We start from the raw sequence: 19707 nt of genomic DNA, 5'->3' as shown, positions 1-19707 counted from the left end.
GGGCAACGTTTTGCGGGATCAGAAACTGTAATTGAAGGTGGCGGACGCAGTGCGGCCGATGCCATAGAAGCAGGCAGAGGTCGATGCACAGGACGCGACGTATTTTTTATCAAACACGTTGTTCACGTTAACCTGCACGGACGCGCCGTTCAGGCTGTGACTTACCTGACCTAAATCGTAGCTGACCATCGCATCGTACAAATCGACGGAAGGCACTTTGTAAGTGTTTTGCGCATCGCCCCAGCTGGTGCCGATATAACGGGCGCCGACGCCGATGGTCAGGCTTTGTAACACGCCGTGATTATAGGTGTAGCTTCCCCACAGTGATGCCATATGTTCAGGAATACGTGCCGGTGTTTTCCCTTTGGTGTTCGCCACGGTGGTTTCTTTGGTTTCCGCATCGGTATAGGTATAAGACGCGATCAGATTGATGGATTCGGTCAGCGCGGAATGCAACTCAGTTTCAATACCGCGTGACTGAATATCACCGGCCGATTCGTACCAGCCTTCCGCGCTGTTATAGGTCGCGACGTTATCCTGACGCAACTGATAAGCCGCAACGGTCAGCAGCGTCTGCGAACCCACCGGCTGATATTTCACGCCGATTTCGGTTTGTTTGCCGTTGGTCGGCGCAAATGGGGCAACGCCCGGCGCACGGTTGGTTTGCAGGTTCGGTTCGAACGACGTGCTGTAACTGATATACGGCGAAATTCCGCTGTCGAAGGCATACAACAGCGCCGCACGACCGGTAAATTTGCTGTCATTCTGTTGCGTCTGCTCGCTGGCCTGGAAGTCATCGGTGCGCACTTCTGTCCAGTCATAACGCCCTGCCAGCAACAGATTCCACTGATTCCATTCCATCTGATCCTGCACATACAGGCCCAGCTGATCGAGCGTTTGCTGCTCATCGGTAGAATGGGTCATGGTGGATTCATCCACCGTCACGCCGCGAACCGGGTTGCGCCAGTCGATATCGTAACCGTCGGATGAGCCGCGCCACAGGTTCTGGCGATCCTTACTGGTTTTATAATCCATGCCTCCGAGGATTGTGTGCGCGACCTGCGCAGTATCAAACTGCGCCTGCAACTGGTTGTCGATCACGAACTCATTGGTGTCGCGGGTTTCACGCTGCGGGCGGCGTCCGAGGACGTAATCGCTTTTAGACGTGGTATACACCAGATATTTGTATTTCTGCTCGATCTCGCTGTAACGGGCATTCTGGCGGAAGGTGAACATTTCATTGAAGATATGCTCAAATTCGTAGCCGATGCTTTTCTGCTCACGCCATGACTGATTGTAATTGCGGTCACTGACATTGAAATCCCACGGGATCTGGCCTGCATCGGTATCTGTCACGGTGCCTGTTGCTGGCAGGAAGTTACGGTAACCGGCGTCCGGGTCTTTCTGGAAACTGGTGAGTAACGTGAACCGTGTGTTGTCGTTTGGCAGCCAGGTAATGGCTGGCGCGATGGCATAACGCGTTTCTTTATTATCCTGCACCTGACTGTTCTGATAGCGTCCGATGCCATTCAGACGATACAGCACGCGCCCGTCATCGGTCAGCACGCCACCTAAATCGAACGCACCTTCAGCCAGTTTATGGTTGCCCGCTTTGATCTGGATTTTATGGATGTCTTCCGCCACCGGACGTTTGCTGGTCATGGCGATCAGACCGCCGGGGTTAACCTGACCATAAAGGACAGAAGCCGGACCACGGATGATTTCAACGCGCTCCAGAAGCCACGGATCCAGACTGCCGGTTTGCGACGATGCGGTGGCGCCATAGCTCAGGCCATCAAGAAACTTCGGTACGTAGCTAAAACCGCGAACAAAAACCTCATCATTACGGTTCGAACTGCCGCGATATTCGGTAAAAACACCGGAAGAATAGCGTAACGCCTGCGATACGGAGGAGGCATCCTGCGCATCCATTTGATCGCGGGTGACCACGGAGACCGATTGCGGCGTCTTCAGGATTTCAGTCGGCGTTTTGGTCGCTGAAAGTGATTTCGTTGCCACCATACCTTTCACCGGCAGGGTAGGGTCTTCACTCACCTGCGTGTTACCACTGACGACCAGAGTTTCCTCGGTACTTGTCGCAGCATACGTTGCCCCCAGCGGCATCAACACAGCAGACCCCAGAAGAGTCAGCCCCTTCAACGTGATTTTTTTCATACTGGCCATAAAAGTTATCATCCTGTTACAGATTTGAGTTTTTAAGTATTGAAATGGAACGTTTTTTATTTTTCGAAACATTAGCATACATTTTTATGCAATTGCTAATCATTCGTATTTACATTAGCATTTGTGGGGTTTGAGCAATATTTCTGAGGCGGGAATGGGCGTAAAGGAGTGGGGGACAATGGCAACTTTACTGATCGGAATGTCATCTCAGGCGGGTGCTTTTTCCGCTGAAGACCTGCATGGGGTATTTGATGGGCAGGGCAATGCCTTCCTGACATTGCACATCGTGGCGGGGCATTATTTCACCGGTGAAATCACGGGTGTACAGGTCCTCAGGATGCGGGATAAAAACGGCCAGCACTGGCGGACATTGCTCAATGACGCGCCCGTCGATGGCCCGCAGATGCTGCGGAGCACAGTGCCGTCCGGCGATATCCAGCACGTCACTCTTCAGGGACCGGCACGGCAAAACTGGCATCTGCGTTATCAGCAAAAGCCGCTGAACCCGCTGGATAAAGATCAGGCGCTGATCCCGCTCAGCCCGACGTTACAGGCAGTGACTCCCGCGAACCTCGCTGACTTCTGGCTGCGGACTAGCCGCGAAGGCACGCCGCTGATTGAGCCGTTTGACACGCATCATAAGCGCGTGACATTTCTGTGGCGCGGCGCGAAGAAAAACGTATTTCTGATGGGATCGCCGGAAGGAGATCATGATCCGTTATTTCATCTGGCGGGCACAGATATCTGGTTTCGCAGCTATGTCGTGCCTGACGATACGCTGATGCAGTATCAGCTTGCGCCGGATATCCCGCAGGTACCGGAAGGCGGACGCGAACAGCGTCTGGCGTTACTGGTGACAGCTCAGGCCGATCCCTTAAATAAACAGGTAGCTTTAACGGACGCCGATGATGTTTTTACCCGTTCTTCCCTGCTGAATCTACAACATAAAACTCATTGTCTGTTGCCACCTGAAGGCCGTGAACCGCTGAAAGGCAGCCTGCGCAGCGTGCAATTTAACAGTGCCATTCTGGGCAATCTGCGGGAAATCACCCTTTATCAGTCGCCGGATGCCACACCGGACAGCACGTTATTGCTGGTTTTTGACGGTAAAACCTACCAGAAAAAATACCGGCTACATGAAGCCTTTGAGCGACTGACTGCCAGAGGCGACATCGCACCCCTGCGCATTGTGTTTATCGACAGCCTTGATGGTGAACGCCGCGGGCGCGAGCTTCCGCCCAATCCGGCGTTCAGCGATTTTATGGCGTACGAACTGATACCGTGGCTTCAACAGCAGGGCTTCACTTCGGTGGCGAACCACACCGTCATTGCGGGTTCCAGCTATGGCGGACTGGCGTCGGCATGGGTGGCAATGCGTTATCCGAAGATCTTTGGCAATGTGCTCAGCCTGTCAGGCTCTTACTGGTGGGCTCCGGAAGGCGAAAAACCGGAATGGTTAATTCGTGAGTATTCTGCCCGGCATACATTGCCGCTCAGGTTTTATCTGCAGGCGGGCCTGTTTGAAAACAAAGGGGAAGAAGGGGGTATTTTGGGTAATAACATCCATCTGCGAGACGCGTTGCGTGAAAAGGGTTATGAAGTGGTATTCCGCCCCTATGCCAGCGGTCACGACTATGCCGCCTGGTGCGAAGCGATGATCGACGGGGTCAGGCATTTGCAGAGGGGGATAAATTAATATAGCTGTCCAGATAACTATTCCACGCCGCTTATTTACCCTGTTAACTTAGATTTAGCATTTTCATTATGAATTAATAACGTGAATGTTAATACTCCTCAGGGGATCCGGTTTTTATTAAAATGTATTTTCCAGAGAACGGTGATGACCCTGTAAGTTATGAGATATTTCAATTGTTGCAGTTTGTGTCAGCCACTAAATAAGTATGGTTTTTCTACATTATCGGCAGATAATTGATATTGCGAGGTTCAGGGAGAGTAAAAAAAGGAGGGTGTTATGAATATAAGGATGAAGTAAGAGGGGCGTCTGGATGCCCAGTGGAGAAGTTATTCTCATAGCCAGGGTCGCTTTAGCCGGGGTTCTCAACAGGCGTAATTGTGAACTTAATATTTATAACAATGGTGTATAGGCAAGATGGTAGCGAGGATTTTTATTATTGTCATGATGTTAATGCCAGCTTTTTCGAGGGCAAGCGATAACCCTGAGGATTTAGAGTTAAATGGAAGTAAGTTTATTGTTTATGTAAAAGCTCTCTGTCCTTTAAATGATGAACAATGTGATGAGTTTGAGTATCACTCTATTAATAAGAAAAATAATTCCGAGTTAAGGTTGAAAGGAACGGGATGGTATAGCTCTACCGGGCGGTATTTAGGGTATATATTTAAGAATAAAACATATACATACACCCTAATACAGGTGCCTTCTGATGGAGATGACATAAATTCAAAATGTGGAGTACCCGTCAGATTAGAAGTTTTCCATAATGATAAATTTTTAACAGAAGATAAGTCTGTTTGCGATGAGTGAGATAACGCCATCGATTTCTATTATATCGATGGCGTCATTTATCAATAAGATCTTTCATCACAAACACTATAACCTGTTGTACCTGCAATATTATGGGGGCGCGTCATTTATGGTTGCGCATGTAAGTTGAACGGTAAAGTGTTTTTTTTGGCATGCAACTGCTGGATGTCATTTGTTTTTCGTTAGTCATTTTCATGTGTTCATTATTAGATATCCCAATCATCAATAAAGGCGTAGATCTATCATTGGGTTTGCTTATTGTAATTGGATGGTATTTTATATCATTCATTTCCCCTATGAAGATGGTTTACTTTTAAAACAAGCGTGCGAGTGGAAAACATACTCCTGTGAAAGGTTTTATACAATCAAATTATGGTTGAAAATAAGTATTTATATACTTCCCGAATAATTAATAAATTATCGAAATAATTGGCCTTATATGTATTTTAAAAATTAATTGATTTTAAAATGATAAAGACGCTGAATTGTCAGTGCTGATAAAACTCTTTGTCCATCCATGTAGCGGTTTGATGTGTGGTTGCCGATATTTTCAATAAGGAAGCCACCAGGAAAGGCTATACGATCGTTTGTTGCGGAACAGCGTCCCTGATACCGGGAAGGGCAGAAAAAACCTGATAAAAGGCTCTTTATGAGACAAAAATGGAGCCGCTGACTGACCAACAAAAAGCCACTTCTTGCGAAGTGGCTTAATCGTTTGAATTTCAAGCTAAAATTTGGTGGCCCTTGCTGGACTTGAACCAGCGACCAAGCGATTATGAGTCGCGTGCTCTAACCAACTGAGCTAAAGGGCCGAGGTGCGGGATTATACGGTAAACCCGGCTTACAGGTCTATATGTGTTCGGTTTGTATGCGCGTTTTGTGCACAGTTGTAGTCTGTTGTGTTCGCAGCATTTTTTTACCGATAAGTCCGGTAAATACATCTCAGGATAGAATAATGATTACAGATATTATTGCCGACGATCTTTTAGTTGTGTTCTGCGGCATCAATCCCGGTCTTTCGTCAGCCCATAAGGGCTATCCTTTTGCCAATGGCAGCAACCGTTTCTGGAAGGTTATCCATCAGGCTGGATTTACCGGCCGTCAGTTAATGCCGGAACAGTGGCAGCAGTTAAAGGATTTTGGTTGCGGTATCACGGCGCTGGTGGCGCGTCCGACGGTGGCAGCCAGTGAGTTAATGCGCGATGAATTGCGCGAAGGCGGCGAAGTGTTAAAAGAGAAGATCCTGCGCCATCAGCCACGGGCGTTAGCCATTTTAGGTAAGCAGGCATTCAGCCAGGCTTTTGGTATCAGCAAAGTGAGCTGGGGCCGTCAGCCGCTGAAAATGGGTCGCACTGAGGTCTGGGTGCTGCCGAATACCAGCGGACTGAACCGGGCGACACTGGATGAGCTGGTATCGGCATACCGTGAGCTATGCTTATCATTACAACGCGATTCATAATCCCGCAACGTCGTTCTGATGTTGGTTGAGATATAAAACCCTGATAAAGCGATCCATTTTAAAGGATCGTTTTGCTTTTAGGGTGTCAGTCAATTCATTCCACTTTTAAATCCGCTCCCCAACCCATGAAATCCCCACCCATACATTTGTATATTTAATGTAAGAGGAATGCTTCCCCCGTGTGAATGCCTCCAACTGAGCTAAAACTTATTCCATCACTTCATTCGGGGTGAGCAGCAGAGCAGTCGGGCAATGTGATTCTTCAGGAGCAGGAGATATGGCTAATGTTGAAACAGAAGAAAGGCAGGAGAATCTGGAGGAATGGTTCGAATTATTTTCAGGGCTACCGCTCCGGCATTCGGAAAGAGAAACAAGGTTAATCAGCTTTTGTGAAAAAAACCGTGTCAGCATTATGTCGGTGATGCCCTGGATCGTATCAGAGTTTGCTGAACACGGAGGGTTCTCCGGATTATTTCATTTTATTCATCTCCACGGAGGGCGAAAAATATACATGCCCAAAGAGGCAGAGAAGTTTTATCAGATTTACGGGGTTAATATTCCGCAAAATAAATATAACAGGATTTATAAAAAAATTGATTCTTCAGGATATCTGGATACGCCATCCAACTGGGGTGTGTTTATCGCCATTCGCCGCGCAGCAATGCAAGTGGCGATGAAAGAAGATATTCCGGCAAAGCTACTCACACAAACTTTTGGTATCACGATGAGAAGTATCCGGCTTATTAAATCACGCAACGCGTGTCTGTAAAGGAGGTAGAGGAAGTTAAGAGAAGGCAAAGACTACACACAATTATTTTCTCATTCATTTAAATATAAAAGGTAAATATTATGACTCAATATTCTGTCACTGTAGCAAACAACTCTGTAAATACCGGCGCAATTTGTATTTATCAAACGTCTCCGGATATCAGCGATCCTCGGGTGATGTCGCTGGCATGGTTCTCCAAAGTGGCACACCCAAAAACCAAAGTGCAGTTTGACTGGGGCATTGATTACAGTTTTGTTTGGGATGAAACCGGTGTGCTGATCCCCGGTGTGACATTCGATGCCTCTCAGACCCTTCCTGCCAGCCTGACGAGCAATAATCAGGTGACGCTGAGCTATTCCGCGGGGGCGTTCGAGTTCGAACAACAGACCACCGGCGGTAAGAACGGCACGTTGTATATCACCAATGACAGCAGTCTGCCGCTCAATCAGGCCTCGGTCGGGGTCGGTATGTCGGGTGCCGGTACCTTTGTGGTACAGGCGCAGCCGAACATCAACCTGACCTTTACACCGCATCCAACGTACTGGATCACTTTTGGTAACTATACGCCGGGCCAGGTGCTGGATGTTGGGCAGATCACCAATAAGCAACAGCTTGAGTTTGCGCCGAACACTTACAGCCTGAACGTTCAGCTGAAAAGTGATAATACCTGGAGCGTTGGCTGAGCCATTAATTTCATTTAAAGATGGGGTAGAATTATGATACTTATCGTATGTACTGATGATCCGGAACTGGAACATGTAGCGAGAGAAACATTGCGTCGTTATCCTGGTATCTATGGCGCAACCTATAAGATATTTCACTCTCAGCTAAGGGCACTGAGAAAAGATGAGAATTTGTTTATTATTTCTCATGGCGCATTCCAGGGTGATAATGACCGGCCAGTGATCGGTGATAAAGAAAAAGCATTTTATTTAAATGGTGATGCACTTTACCTGAACATCAAAGAGATTATTCCTGAGAATTATAAAGGGAATGTTTATATTGATGCCTGTGAGTCCGCAGACAGTACTGAAGACCTGCTTAGCTTCGCCGAAACATTTTATCTGGATTTTCATGCTGATCATCAGGCATCGAAAGTTCTGGGTATTACCGGCGTGAGTAATGATCTTATTCCATTACCTGACGACTCGAAATGGATTAATGTCGATCTGGAAAACAGCTAGCAGCAAATAGCAGCCATGATGGACTGTGTCAGTTACCTGTAATAAAAAAGCCCCGGCGTTTCTGCCGGGGCTTTCTGTTTGCGACTGGCAATCTGAAAACGATTAATCGTCCAGGAAGCTGCGCAGTACTTCGGAGCGGCTCGGGTGGCGCAGTTTACGCAACGCTTTCGCTTCGATCTGACGGATACGCTCACGGGTAACGTCGAACTGTTTGCCCACTTCTTCCAGCGTGTGGTCAGTGTTCATATCGATACCGAAACGCATACGCAGAACTTTCGCTTCACGTGCAGTCAGGCCAGCCAGAACGTCATGCGTTGCAGAACGCAGGCTTTCAGACGTCGCAGAATCCAGTGGCAGCTCGAGGGTGGTATCCTCGATGAAATCGCCCAGATGCGAATCTTCATCGTCGCCGATTGGCGTTTCCATGGAGATTGGCTCTTTGGCAATTTTCAGCACTTTGCGGATTTTGTCTTCCGGCATCAGCATACGTTCAGCCAGTTCTTCCGGCGTCGGTTCACGGCCCATCTCTTGCAGCATCTGACGGGAAATACGGTTGAGTTTGTTGATCGTCTCAATCATATGTACCGGGATACGGATGGTACGCGCCTGGTCGGCGATGGAGCGGGTGATAGCCTGACGGATCCACCAGGTCGCATAAGTTGAGAACTTATAACCACGGCGATATTCAAACTTATCAACGGCTTTCATCAGGCCGATGTTACCTTCCTGGATCAGGTCAAGGAACTGCAGACCACGGTTGGTGTATTTCTTGGCGATAGAAATAACCAGACGTAAGTTTGCTTCAACCATCTCTTTCTTCGCGCGACGGGCTTTCGCTTCGCCGATCGACATGCGACGGTTGATGTCTTTAACCTGTTCGATAGTCAGGCCGGTTTCTTCTTCGATCTGACGCAGTTTCATCAGGCCGCGTTGCACGTCTTCGGTGACTTCTTTCAGCTTCTCAGACCATGGTTTACCCATTGCCAGAGCGGCATCAAACCAGGTATCGCTGGTTTCGTTACCGGCGAACAGATTGACGAAGTTTTTCTTCGGCATTTTGCACTGTTCAACGCACACTTTCATGATCAGACGTTCCTGAGCACGAACGCGATCCATCATGGAACGCATGCTGTTAACCAGGAAATCGAACTGTTTTGGCACCAGACGGAACTGTTTGAACACATCGGACAGCTTCAGGATTTCTTCTGCTGCGCTCTTGTGACTACGGCCGTTTTTCTTGATGACCAGACGCGTCGCTTCATGCTGTTCACGCAGTTCGGTGAACTTCTGGCGAGCCAGTTCCGGATCGATGCTGTTGTCGTCTTCAGCGTCGTCGTCTTCATCTTCGTCTTCGTCGTCATCATTCTGCTCTTCAGTGGTCAGTTCAGAACCCACGTGAGTCGCAGTTGGTGCGATTTCTTCTTCGGCATTCGGGTCAACAAAACCGGTGATCAGGTCAGACAGACGTACTTCGCCTGCTTCCACACGGTCATATTGCTCTAACAAATAAGTGATAGCTTCAGGATATTCAGCAACGGAGCACTGGACCTGATTGATACCGTCTTCGATACGTTTGGCGATGTCGATTTCGCCTTCACGGGTCAGCAACTCAACGGTACCCATCTCGCGCATATACATACGCACAGGGTCGGTGGTACGGCCAATTTCGGATTCAACGCTGGAAAGCACCTGCGCCGCGGCTTCTGCAGCGTCTTCATCAGTATCAGGGCGGTTTTCGGCCAGCATCAAATCATCGGCGTCCGGTGCTTCTTCAAGTACCTGGATGCCCATGTCGTTAATCATCTGGATGATGTCTTCGATCTGGTCGGAATCGACGATATCTTCCGGCAGATGGTCATTGACCTCAGCATAGGTCAGATAGCCTTGCTCCTTACCACGGGTGACAAGTAGCTTAAGCTGTGACTGCGGGTTTTGCTCCATAAGACGGTATCCACACTTCAGAGTATTTGGGTTGGTGTCGGTCGGGTAACATCGCCAACAATAACGTTAGGGGCGTTTATTGTGCCGCGGCCCACCAGGGCGGCTCTGCGCAGGGCCGTGCCCCGCTTTTTATCGGCACTTAAGCCGTGTTTTCTGTTTTACCCGTCATACTTCGAGCCGTAGATGCGTTGGCCGCCTTCCTGCAACTCGAATCATTTGGGATAAATTATGTTCTTGTTATGAAATTTTAACTTTTTCTCGCTAACACCTGATTCAGGGAACTGACTTCGGTTCGTTCCTCGGGACTCAGGCCGTGCGTCCTGGCTTTGGCAATCAAGGTTTCTAGCCGCTGCTCTAAAATAGAGTCATACAGGCTGGCTAACGTGGCACGAAATTCCTCTTCGACCATGTCCTCTACGATCATGTGGTTCCATGTCGCCAGAGTTTCAAGCTGTTGGTAGAACTTATTGTCGCGATACAGCTCCAGTAACTGGCCTGTGGTCAGCCCCGGCTGGGCTAAGCAAGTGGTCACTAACTCGCTGAACAGATCCAATCCTGGTTGCTTCGCTTGCTCCAAACCTTGCAGCGAGGGTATAAGTGTAGCCAGTTGTGGATTTTGCACCAGTAACCCTATAAGTATACGCATGGTTGTGCGTTTTAGCTGGGGCGCCTGATAGACATTGCTACTTTCTGCCTGTTTAGGCATCAGCTTTTCCAACTGGCTGTCATCTAAAATGCCGAGCTTATTCCCTAACTGTTGACGCAAATACATCCGTAACGTTTCACCGGGAACCTGGCGGATCAGCGGCAATGCCAGCATGCTCAATTTGGTGCGCCCGTCAGGGCTGCTCAAATCAACCTGCGGCATCAGCGAATCAAACAGGAAAGTGGACAGCGGCATCGCCTGTTCCATCCGTTGTTCGAACGCTTCTTTGCCTTCTTTACGTACCAGCGTGTCCGGATCTTCGCCGTCGGGTAAAAACATAAATCGCAGCTGACGGCCATCATTGAGATACGGCAAGGCCGTTTCCAGTGCGCGCCATGCGGCTTCACGTCCCGCGCGGTCGCCGTCGTAACAACACACGACGTTATCCGTACTGCGGAACATCAGCTGAATATGATCGGCTGTCGTGGACGTGCCCAGTGAGGCAACGGCGTAATCAATGCCGAACTGCGCCAGAGCGACAACATCCATATACCCTTCAACCACCAGCAAACGCGCCGGTGTCGGGTGCTTTAACTGTGCTTCATACAGGCCATACAACTGGCGGCCTTTATGGAAAATTTCGGTTTCCGGTGAGTTGAGGTATTTCGGCGTACCGTCACCCAACACCCTGCCGCCAAAGGCAATCACGCGGCCACGTTTATCGCGGATCGGGAACATTACCCGTTCGCGGAAACGATCGTAGCTGCGGCCATTGTCATTGGTGACCAACATACCGGCATCGATCAGGGACGCTTTATCATCGGCATTTTTACCGAAACGCTTTAATGCGTTGTCCCAACCCGGTGGGGCGAAACCGATAGCGAAGTGATTGATGACGTCTTCACTCAAACCACGCCGGGCAAGATATTCCCGTGCGGGGGCACCTGCAGGCTGTTTAAGTGATTGCTGATAGAACTCGCTGAGCGGTGCCATCAACTGGTAGAGGCTTTGACGCTGATGACGCTCCATCTGGCTTGGACCGGTGCCTGCTTCATACGGCACTTCCAGACCCTGCATTGTCGCCAGTTCCTCAATGCTTTCGACAAACTCAAGTCTGTCATAGTTCATCAGGAAATCGACGGCATTGCCGTGGGCACCACAGCCGAAACAGTGATAAAACTGCTTATCGCCATTTACGGTAAATGAGGGTGTTTTCTCATGGTGGAAAGGGCAGCACGCGTGATAGTTTTTACCCTGTTTCTTGAGCTTTACCCGGGCGTCGATCAAATCGACGATATCGATGCGAGCCAGCAAGTCATTGATAAATACGCGCGGAATTCTCCCAGCCATAAGCCCCTTACTCACTAGCCTATAAACGAGAACAAGCCGCGCATTCCTTTCGGAAAGCACGGCCTTCGTATGCTACTACGCAGTCTGCGCGTTCTTAATATTGCAAATCACGCGATTTGGGGTTGCCCCCGAAGATTAATACAGACGAGTGCGGCGTGCGTTTTCGCGAGCCAGTTTCTTGGCGTGGCGTTTTACTGCAGATGCTTTAGCGCGTTTACGTTCGGTAGTCGGTTTTTCATAGAATTCACGACGACGAACTTCTGCCAGAACACCTGCTTTTTCGCAGGAACGCTTGAAGCGACGCAGAGCTACGTCGAACGGCTCGTTTTCACGTACTTTAATTACAGGCATGTGCCTCTCACCTCGATAAAATCGGTTTGTTTGCTGATGTTGTACCAGCACATTTCAAAATGGTGCGGAATTTTACTCCAATTCGCGTCGTCTTGTAAAGCATAACGGCAAATTGAAACAGGCGCTATCTGCAACCCTTCTGCAACATTGTGCGCTCGCTTTTGCGTCGGGCGGCGATTATATACCAATCAATCGAAATTGCTCGACATTAATTGGCCCGGGAACCAAGGAATTCCCACTCCGGTGCAGCACGCGCCGAGGCTTGTGTGCTAAACTGCGCGCCGCGAGTTAGCGCGAAAACATGATGGATAGAGTGATGCGAGTACTGGGTATTGAAACGTCCTGCGATGAAACCGGAATTGCAGTTTATGACAGCGAAGCCGGTTTATTAGCCAACCAACTGTATAGTCAGGTAAAACTGCATGCAGATTACGGCGGTGTGGTGCCTGAACTGGCATCGCGTGATCACGTGCGTAAAACAGTACCCTTGATTCAGGCCGCGCTGAAAGAAGCCGGGCTGACCGCTCAGGACATCGATGGCGTGGCGTATACCGCCGGTCCTGGTCTGGTTGGCGCATTGCTGGTGGGCGCAACCATCGGCCGGTCGTTAGCTTTTGCCTGGGATGTGCCTGCGGTGCCGGTGCATCATATGGAAGGCCACTTACTGGCTCCGATGCTGGAAGATAATCCGCCAGATTTCCCGTTTGTCGCGCTGCTGGTCTCCGGTGGGCATACGCAGTTAATCAGCGTTACCGGCATTGGTGAATACACCTTGCTTGGGGAGTCGATTGATGACGCCGCTGGTGAAGCCTTTGATAAGACAGCGAAATTATTGGGTCTGGATTATCCCGGTGGTCCGTTGCTGTCAAAAATGGCCGCTCAGGGCGTAGCAGGACGTTTTACCTTCCCGCGTCCGATGACAGACCGTCCGGGGCTGGATTTTAGTTTCTCCGGCCTTAAAACGTTTGCAGCCAATACCATTCGTGGCAATGACAGCGACCCGCAGACGCATGCCGACATTGCCCGCGCTTTTGAAGATGCGGTGGTGGATACGCTGGCGATTAAATGCAAACGCGCACTGGATCAGACGGGTTTTAAACAGCTGGTGATGGCCGGTGGCGTCAGCGCCAATCGCACATTACGCGCCAAACTGGCGGAAGTGATGGCGAAACGAGGCGGTCAGGTATTTTATGCGCGTCCTGAATTTTGTACCGATAACGGCGCGATGATCGCCTATGCGGGCATGGTGCGGTTGAAAAGTGGTGGCACCCCTGAACTGGGTGTGACAGTACGTCCGCGCTGGCCTCTGGCGGAGCTTCCGCCAGTTTGAGTCAGGCTTCCGCCAGTCTGAGCGGGGCTGCGACTGCGTTGCTGCGTCGACCCGAAATGCTCACATACTTGAGTATGCTGCGCTTTCAGGTCTCCTGACGCCTTGTCTCGCTCCCGCTCAGCCAGGCTGGCTGAGTTAAAAAACCAATAAAAAACGACCCACCTGAGGTCGTTTTTTTATGTCTGAAATCTGACGTTATCCGCTATTCGGTCTTATCTTCTTTCGCCGCTTTACGTTTCTTCTTCAGTTTGTCCCAGATTTTTCCTTCCTGCCCACGCCACAGACGCTGAATATTGTCGTGATGGCGTAACAGGATCAGACAGGAAAGCATGGCGACCGGGAAGGTGAACTCCGGTTTGAACCACCAGACATAAAATGGCGCAATCAGCGCGCTGACAATCGCGCCCAGCGAAGAGTAACCGCTGAGCAGCACGGTCAGCAGCCATGTACCGGTCATCAGGCCGGTTAAGTCCCAGCCGATAGGGGCGATGGCACCGAACGCGGTAGCGACGCCTTTGCCGCCTTTAAAGCGGAAAAAGACCGGATAGATGTGACCGAGACACGCCGCGATGGCCGTCAGGCCAAGGTACATCGGCGGGATGTTCAGGCGATACGCCAGCCAGACCGGCAGCATACCTTTGAGCACATCGAAAATCAGAACGGCCGCTGCGGCCAGCCGGCCACCCAGACGCAAAACGTTAGTGGCACCAGGGTTACCGGACCCCGCGGTGCGCGGATCAGGTAAGCGGGCTACCCGGCAGACCAGAATCGCACTGGAAATCGAGCCGCAAAGGTAGGCGAAAATAATCATTCCAAGCGCGGTAGCACTCATAAAGCCGTTCCGTCTAATAAGGGTCGTTTTAATCGCAACATCCATGGATAATACGCATTTTCTGCTGGAAGTGGTATCCGGCTGGGCCAAAAACAGAGAATCGCGTGATGGATATCGTATTTATTGAGCAACTAAATGTAATCACCACCATTGGCGCTTACGAGTGGGAACAGACCATTAAACAGAAACTGGTATTCGATATCGAAATGGCCTGGGATAACCGTAAGTCCGCTGCCAGCGACGATGTGAATGACTGTTTAAGCTATGCTGACGTCAGTGATGCAGTGATTGAACACGTCGCCTCACAGAACTTCGCGCTGGTGGAACGCGTCGCTGAAGAGGTCGCCACGCTGCTTCTCAGCCGTTTTAATTCGCCATGGGTACGCATCAAACTCAGCAAACCGGGCGCTGTGGCGCAGGCGGCAAATGTGGGTGTGATCATCGAGCGTGGAAAACGTTTTTAATCCTGTGATGGATACAATTTAGAAAATGCTTGTCTATTTAATGTCATAAAGAAGCGTTAAAAAGGAAAGTCCGGATTTTCGGCCTTTCTTTAACGGAGCGGCTATGTGGGATGCCGCTTTTTTGTTGTCTTTATTTTGAGCATGTTTTCCCATCAGCGGATATTTAACAGGGTAGGGTGCGGTAATGATTGTTGAAAGTCATTCTTTACTTGTTGCGGCTATTTTAGGGGTGGTTGAGGGGCTGACAGAGTTTTTGCCAGTCTCTTCTACGGGGCATCTGATCATTGCGGGCAATCTCCTGGGCTTCACCGGAGATACCTCAAAATCATTTGAAGTGGTCATTCAGTTAGGATCGATTCTGGCTGTGGTGGTGATGTTCTGGCGTCGTCTGTTCAGCATGATTGGCCTGCATTTTGGCAAGCCGCCGGTGCATGAAGGAACAGGTTCCCGCCGGTTGAATTTACTGCATATTATTCTGGGAATGATCCCGGCCACCGTCATCGGCTTGCTGTTTCATTCGCAAATTAAGTCGTTGTTTGAACCAAAGTTTGTGATGTATTCGCTGGTGGTCGGCGGGGTGTTACTGATTGCCGCTGAGCTGCTGAAGCCGAAGAAACCGCGTGCCGAGGGGCTGGATGATATCAGCTACCTGCAGGCGTTTATGATCGGTGTGTTCCAGTGTCTGGCGCTCTGGCCGGGATTTTCCCGTTCAGGCGCCACCATCAGTGGCGGGATGTTAATGGGGATCAGCCGTTTTGCCGCGTCTGAATTCTCCTTCCTGCTGGCCGTGCCGATGATGATGGGTGCCACAGCGCTGGACTTATACAAGAGCTACAGCTTCCTGACGCTGGCTGATTTGCCGATGTTCGCCACCGGTTTTATCTCCGCGTTTTTTGTCGCGCTGATTGCCATTAAAACCTTCCTGGCGGTGATTAAACGCATTTCGTTTATCCCGTTTGCGATTTACCGCTTCTTCGTGGCGATCGCCGTCTATGTGGTGTTTATCGCCTGACAGGTGTTTCCTGATGCGATAAAAAAGCCCCGCCGGCGAATGACCGTGCGGGGCTTTTTTGATCAGGCAAACGTCAGCGTTAAATCGCCACGTCCTGTTTCTGTTTCCAGTCGGCGAGTGCCTGAATGCGGCGTTTCTTCAGTTCATCGCGGATAGCGATGCCCTGGAAACCGTCATCCAGCACTTCTTTATTGCCGATGCTGTTCGCCACCTCAAAGGCTTCCCGCAGATAATCGCCCTGCGGATAGGGATTATTTTCAAAGGTGGTGCGCCCGCGCGCATCGGCTTCGCTGGTCATGATCATCTGTTCAAGGCGCTGCGGTTTGCGCCAGACATCAATGGTATCAAACAGCTTTAACAGGGTTTCTGGGCGCAGTTTATTGACGGTGTGGATCAGGTCATGGAACTCCGCCACCAGTTTCGCTAAATCGCGGATATGCGTCGGTACTTTCAGACGCTGGCAGATATTTTCCACCAGTTTCACGCCCGCCGGGCCGTGGCCGTGATGGGCAGGCCAGAATTGCGGCGGCGTCAGCGCCTTACCCAAATCATGACAAAGCGCCGAAAAACGCACATCCACATCGGGCGTCAGCGTACTGGCAATTTTCAGCGTCATCAGCGTATGGACACCGGTATCAATTTCCGGGTGCCATTTCTCCGGCGCAGGCACGCCAAATAATGCATCGATTTCAGGGAACAAGACTTTCAGGGCACCGCAGTCGCGCAGCACCTGGAAAAAGACCTGAGGATCCTGCGTCTGCAACGCCTTCTCGGTTTCTTTCCATACGCGCTCCGGCGTCAGGGCTTCGAGTTCACCGCTTTCCGCCATCTGCTGCATCAGCGTCCGGGTTTCCGGCGCGACCGTGAAACCTAAATGTGCGAAGCGGGCAGCAAAACGGGCAACGCGCAGCACGCGCAGGGGATCTTCGCCGAACGCATCGGAAACGTGACGTAACAGGCGTTGTTCGATATCGCGCTGTCCGTGATACGGGTCGACAAGTTCGCCGTCTTTGCTGCGGGCGATGGCATTGATGGTCAGATCACGGCGCATCAGATCTTGTTCCAGCGTGACATCCGGCGCGGCGTAACAGGTAAAACCGTTGTAACCGGAACCTGATTTGCGCTCGGTACGCGCCAGGGCATATTCATCGCGGGTACGGGGATGCAGGAAAACCGGGAAATCTTTGCCGACCTGCTGATAGCCGTTTTCCAGCATGTATTCAGGCGTCGCGCCCACCACCACCCAATCGTGTTCAGACACAGGCAGGTTTAATAAACTGTCTCGGACTGCGCCGCCGACCAGGTAAATCTCCACGCGATAACTCCTGAAATTAGCCAAGGGACTCTGTTTTCATCATAGCAAAGTTGCGCTGAAGATTTCCCGATTGATGGAAACACGAAAAGGCACCGAAGTGCCTTAGGGTATGATTCAGGAGGGTGAACTTCAGCTCATCCAGCGATCTTTTTTCCTGCGACGCGGAACCAGATGTGGCAATAGCAGACCCAGAACCAGACCGACGCCTGCCACACCGCCACCATACATAAACCATTGCAAAATAATGGTTCTTTGCTTGTCATCAAGCTGAACGTTCACGGCGTCGACTTTCTTTTTGGCCACGATCAGCTGGTTTTTCAGGTCCTGATTTTCTTTTTTCAGGCCGTTGATGATGCCGTCACTGGAAGAGACTTTGCCCTGCATTTCTGCCGTGCGCTGGTTCCAGCTGGAATCGATATTGGTCAGCTTGTCGGTCAGCGTTTTCACCTGTTGTTCCAGATCCGGAACGCGGGTACGCAGGCTCGGCACATTGCTTAACTGATCAAGCGGGATCCAGGCGGTTTTCCCTTTTGAGTCAATGATTTCACCGTATTTCGTGCTGTCGTTAACACTGCGCAGGGTCACTTCTTCACCGGCATTCAGGGTGCCAACAATGCGATACTGATTACCCGGACCGCTGTGGATATAGGTGATCAAATCGTCGGAGATATAGCGCTTCTCATCAGCGTGAGCGCCCCATGTGATGCTTAAACCAAGCAAAGCGAAACCAATTAGGCGTAATTTCTGCATTATTTCATCGTTTCTTTGTGAATGAGGGAACGTGAAGTGTGGATCCGTTTTATCAGGATACGTCTTCTGGCAACCGCCTCTGTCCGGCCATTGCACTCATATAGGTACTAAAAGTTCGGAGACCGATAGTAAGGGCAACAGTGTGACGACGCAATGTATAAACCGGAATGAGAACTATCTTACAATCCCGCAACATGCGGCTTGCGCGCTGTGCTTATGATAGAATTACAGCGACGCGTTAATCCCTTTTGGCAGCAAAGAATCGGTGTGAAGACTCATATGACCGTAGAAATAGAATTAAAATTTATCGCCACCCCGGCGGCAATCGCCGAATTACCTTCGCAACTCGCTGGATTTAACAGCGAGCACACCGCGCCTTCGAAACTGACCAACATCTATTTTGAGACTGCGGATAACTATTTACGTTCCCACGACATCGGTCTGCGTATCCGTGGTTTTGACGATCAATATGAAATGACCATCAAAACCGGCGGCAAAGTGGTGGGTGGCCTGCATCAGCGTCCGGAATATAACGTTGAGCTGAAAAAGCCGGTGCTGAAACTCAGCGCGTTCCCGAAAGATATCTGGCCGGAAGGCTGCAAGCCTGCCGCGTTACAGAAAGAACTCTCACCGCTGTTCCGCACGGATTTCACCCGCGAGAAGTGGGTGATCACTTACGGTGAAAGCGAGATTGAACTGGGGTTAGATCAGGGCGAAGTGGTCGCCGGTGAACTGACCGAAGCGCTGGCCGAAATCGAGCTTGAGCTGAAAAAAGGCAACACCGCCGATTTGCTGGCGCTGGCGGCTGAAATAGGTGCTCATGGTGGTTTGCGTCAGGGCGGATTCAGCAAAGCGGCCCGCGGCTATCATCTGGCGAAGGGCAATCCTGCGCGCGAAATCAAACCGCTGCCGGTGTTTAAAGCGCAGCCGAAAGCCACGGTTGAACAGGCCATGTCTGCGATGTTCGAACTGGCATTGGATCACTGGCAATATCACGAAGAATTATGGGTGCGGGGCGATAAAACGGCGCGTCTGACGGTGTTGCAGGCGGTAGAAACCGTGCGTCAGGTTCTGGTGCTGTTCGGCGGGCTGGTGCCGCGTAAAGCGTCTTCTGAACTGCGTACCTTGCTGACCGATCTGGTGCCGGTGCTGGAACAGAAATCTGCGGATGCGCAGGAAATTTGTTACAGCGCGGCGTATCTGAAATGCAAGTTAGTGCTTACTTCATGGCTGGCAACGTCAGGCTGGACGCCGTTCATTGACGACAAATCGGCGAAAAAACTGGAAGGTTCCTTCAAGCGTTTCGCTGACATCATGCTGGGCCGTACTGCCGCTGATCTGAAAGATGCCTTCTCGCAGCCGCTGACCGAAGAAGGTTATCGTGACCAACTGGCACGCCTGAAACGTCAGATCATTACCTTCCATCTGCTGGCCGGTGCTTATCCGGACAAAGATGTCGCGACCTATATCGCGGGCTGGGTCGATCTGCAGCAGGCTATCGTCCAGCAGCAACACGCCTGGGAGGATTCGGCCCGTTCTCACGCCGTGATGATGGACGCCTTCTGGTTAAACGGACAACCTCGTTAATTGACTGATAAGCCTGGGCAAATTGCCCGG

At 50.6% G+C, this 19707-nt stretch carries 17 protein-coding genes and 1 tRNA gene; 10 read left to right on the top strand and 8 right to left on the bottom strand.

Annotation, left to right across the window (positions count from 1 at the left end):
• Positions 1–18: 18 nt before the first annotated feature.
• Positions 19–2124, bottom strand: coding sequence for a TonB-dependent siderophore receptor (locus EYY67_RS08170; protein ID WP_131693301.1), 2106 nt, complete (start codon positions 2122–2124; stop codon positions 19–21).
• 238 nt (positions 2125–2362) lie between these two features.
• Between EYY67_RS08170 and EYY67_RS08165 the strand changes: the two genes are divergently transcribed.
• On the top strand, positions 2363–3880 hold the full coding sequence (locus tag EYY67_RS08165) for an alpha/beta hydrolase-fold protein (RefSeq protein WP_165497953.1): 1518 nt from the start codon (positions 2363–2365) through the stop codon (positions 3878–3880).
• A 414-nt stretch (positions 3881–4294) separates the two neighbouring features.
• The gene (locus EYY67_RS08160; protein WP_131693280.1) at positions 4295–4687 is read left to right on the top strand and encodes a hypothetical protein; all 393 of its coding nucleotides are present in this window, start codon (positions 4295–4297) and stop codon (positions 4685–4687) included.
• Between the two features lie 735 nt (positions 4688–5422).
• On the opposite strand, the gene EYY67_RS08155 is transcribed toward EYY67_RS08160, so the two are convergent.
• Positions 5423–5499: transfer RNA gene (locus EYY67_RS08155), tRNA-Ile, on the bottom strand.
• Between the two features lie 143 nt (positions 5500–5642).
• Here EYY67_RS08155 and mug point away from each other — a divergent pair.
• The 4 genes from mug to EYY67_RS08135 all read left to right on the top strand — a co-directional run bounded on the left by mug (position 5643) and on the right by EYY67_RS08135 (position 8099).
• Positions 5643–6146 (top strand): G/U mismatch-specific DNA glycosylase, encoded by a 504-nt coding sequence (gene mug, locus EYY67_RS08150; protein WP_095923573.1) that lies wholly within the window; start codon positions 5643–5645, stop codon positions 6144–6146.
• Between the two features lie 277 nt (positions 6147–6423).
• Positions 6424–6915 (top strand): hypothetical protein, encoded by a 492-nt coding sequence (locus EYY67_RS08145; RefSeq protein WP_131693279.1) that lies wholly within the window; start codon positions 6424–6426, stop codon positions 6913–6915.
• An 80-nt stretch (positions 6916–6995) separates the two neighbouring features.
• Positions 6996–7598: a protein rhiA gene (locus tag EYY67_RS08140; protein WP_095923571.1), complete on the top strand. Its 603-nt coding sequence runs from the start codon at positions 6996–6998 to the stop codon at positions 7596–7598.
• Positions 7599–7631: 33 nt separating this feature from the next.
• On the top strand, positions 7632–8099 hold the full coding sequence (locus EYY67_RS08135; protein ID WP_131693278.1) for a hypothetical protein: 468 nt from the start codon (positions 7632–7634) through the stop codon (positions 8097–8099).
• Positions 8100–8201: 102 nt separating this feature from the next.
• Here EYY67_RS08135 and rpoD read toward each other — a convergent pair whose 3' ends face one another.
• From rpoD to rpsU, 3 genes are all read right to left on the bottom strand, one after another.
• Positions 8202–10040 carry an RNA polymerase sigma factor RpoD gene (rpoD, locus tag EYY67_RS08130; protein WP_095923569.1) on the bottom strand — a complete coding sequence of 613 codons (1839 nt, stop codon included), beginning with the start codon at positions 10038–10040 and terminating at the stop codon, positions 8202–8204.
• A gap of 247 nt (positions 10041–10287) precedes the next feature.
• Positions 10288–12036, bottom strand: a complete 1749-nt coding sequence (gene dnaG, locus EYY67_RS08125) for a DNA primase (protein ID WP_131693277.1) — start codon at positions 12034–12036, stop codon at positions 10288–10290.
• A gap of 135 nt (positions 12037–12171) precedes the next feature.
• Positions 12172–12387, bottom strand: a complete 216-nt coding sequence (gene rpsU / locus EYY67_RS08120) for a 30S ribosomal protein S21 (RefSeq protein ID WP_001144069.1) — start codon at positions 12385–12387, stop codon at positions 12172–12174.
• Positions 12388–12703: 316 nt separating this feature from the next.
• Here rpsU and tsaD point away from each other — a divergent pair, with 316 nt between their 5' ends.
• Positions 12704–13717 carry a tRNA (adenosine(37)-N6)-threonylcarbamoyltransferase complex transferase subunit TsaD gene (gene tsaD / locus EYY67_RS08115; protein ID WP_095923567.1) on the top strand — a complete coding sequence of 338 codons (1014 nt, stop codon included), beginning with the start codon at positions 12704–12706 and terminating at the stop codon, positions 13715–13717.
• 202 nt (positions 13718–13919) lie between these two features.
• Here tsaD and plsY read toward each other — a convergent pair whose 3' ends face one another.
• Complete coding sequence (gene plsY, locus EYY67_RS08110; protein WP_112152105.1) at positions 13920–14549, bottom strand: glycerol-3-phosphate 1-O-acyltransferase PlsY; 630 nt, start codon at positions 14547–14549, stop codon at positions 13920–13922.
• A gap of 107 nt (positions 14550–14656) precedes the next feature.
• Between plsY and folB the strand changes: the two genes are divergently transcribed.
• Both folB and bacA read left to right on the top strand, forming a co-directional pair.
• Positions 14657–15013: a bifunctional dihydroneopterin aldolase/7,8-dihydroneopterin epimerase gene (folB, locus tag EYY67_RS08105; RefSeq protein ID WP_095923565.1), complete on the top strand. Its 357-nt coding sequence runs from the start codon at positions 14657–14659 to the stop codon at positions 15011–15013.
• Between the two features lie 187 nt (positions 15014–15200).
• On the top strand, positions 15201–16025 hold the full coding sequence (bacA, locus tag EYY67_RS08100; RefSeq protein ID WP_131693300.1) for an undecaprenyl-diphosphate phosphatase: 825 nt from the start codon (positions 15201–15203) through the stop codon (positions 16023–16025).
• A 79-nt stretch (positions 16026–16104) separates the two neighbouring features.
• On the opposite strand, the gene EYY67_RS08095 is transcribed toward bacA, so the two are convergent.
• Together EYY67_RS08095 and EYY67_RS08090 are read right to left on the bottom strand one after the other, a co-directional pair.
• Positions 16105–17340, bottom strand: a complete 1236-nt coding sequence (locus EYY67_RS08095; protein ID WP_131693276.1) for a multifunctional CCA addition/repair protein — start codon at positions 17338–17340, stop codon at positions 16105–16107.
• Positions 17341–17469: 129 nt separating this feature from the next.
• Positions 17470–18090 carry a TIGR04211 family SH3 domain-containing protein gene (locus EYY67_RS08090; RefSeq protein ID WP_095923563.1) on the bottom strand — a complete coding sequence of 207 codons (621 nt, stop codon included), beginning with the start codon at positions 18088–18090 and terminating at the stop codon, positions 17470–17472.
• Between the two features lie 279 nt (positions 18091–18369).
• On the opposite strand from EYY67_RS08090, the gene EYY67_RS08085 reads away from it, so the two are divergent.
• Positions 18370–19677 carry a CYTH domain-containing protein gene (locus EYY67_RS08085; RefSeq protein ID WP_131693275.1) on the top strand — a complete coding sequence of 436 codons (1308 nt, stop codon included), beginning with the start codon at positions 18370–18372 and terminating at the stop codon, positions 19675–19677.
• Positions 19678–19707: the final 30 nt, after the last annotated feature.

The organism is Rahnella victoriana (assembly GCF_004330295.1).
Classification (GTDB): domain Bacteria; phylum Pseudomonadota; class Gammaproteobacteria; order Enterobacterales; family Enterobacteriaceae; genus Rahnella; species Rahnella victoriana.
This window is presented reverse-complemented; position numbering and strand designations above follow the sequence as displayed.

Excerpts from the sequence above, each read along its gene's own strand:
- EYY67_RS08135 (WP_131693278.1), top strand. The coding sequence starts at position 7,632 with ATGATACTTATCGTATGTACTGATGATCCGGAACTGGAACATGTAGCG.
- rpsU (WP_001144069.1), bottom strand. The coding sequence starts at position 12,387 with ATGCCTGTAATTAAAGTACGTGAAAACGAGCCGTTCGACGTAGCTCTG.
- EYY67_RS08090 (WP_095923563.1), bottom strand. The coding sequence starts at position 18,090 with ATGCAGAAATTACGCCTAATTGGTTTCGCTTTGCTTGGTTTAAGCATC.
- dnaG (WP_131693277.1), bottom strand. The coding sequence starts at position 12,036 with ATGGCTGGGAGAATTCCGCGCGTATTTATCAATGACTTGCTGGCTCGC.
- rpoD (WP_095923569.1), bottom strand. The coding sequence starts at position 10,040 with ATGGAGCAAAACCCGCAGTCACAGCTTAAGCTACTTGTCACCCGTGGT.
- mug (WP_095923573.1), top strand. The coding sequence starts at position 5,643 with ATGATTACAGATATTATTGCCGACGATCTTTTAGTTGTGTTCTGCGGC.
- EYY67_RS08160 (WP_131693280.1), top strand. The coding sequence starts at position 4,295 with ATGGTAGCGAGGATTTTTATTATTGTCATGATGTTAATGCCAGCTTTT.
- EYY67_RS08145 (WP_131693279.1), top strand. The coding sequence starts at position 6,424 with ATGGCTAATGTTGAAACAGAAGAAAGGCAGGAGAATCTGGAGGAATGG.
- tsaD (WP_095923567.1), top strand. The coding sequence starts at position 12,704 with ATGCGAGTACTGGGTATTGAAACGTCCTGCGATGAAACCGGAATTGCA.
- EYY67_RS08085 (WP_131693275.1), top strand. The coding sequence starts at position 18,370 with ATGACCGTAGAAATAGAATTAAAATTTATCGCCACCCCGGCGGCAATC.
- folB (WP_095923565.1), top strand. The coding sequence starts at position 14,657 with ATGGATATCGTATTTATTGAGCAACTAAATGTAATCACCACCATTGGC.
- EYY67_RS08140 (WP_095923571.1), top strand. The coding sequence starts at position 6,996 with ATGACTCAATATTCTGTCACTGTAGCAAACAACTCTGTAAATACCGGC.
- EYY67_RS08165 (WP_165497953.1), top strand. The coding sequence starts at position 2,363 with ATGGCAACTTTACTGATCGGAATGTCATCTCAGGCGGGTGCTTTTTCC.
- EYY67_RS08170 (WP_131693301.1), bottom strand. The coding sequence starts at position 2,124 with ATGCCGCTGGGGGCAACGTATGCTGCGACAAGTACCGAGGAAACTCTG.
- plsY (WP_112152105.1), bottom strand. The coding sequence starts at position 14,549 with ATGAGTGCTACCGCGCTTGGAATGATTATTTTCGCCTACCTTTGCGGC.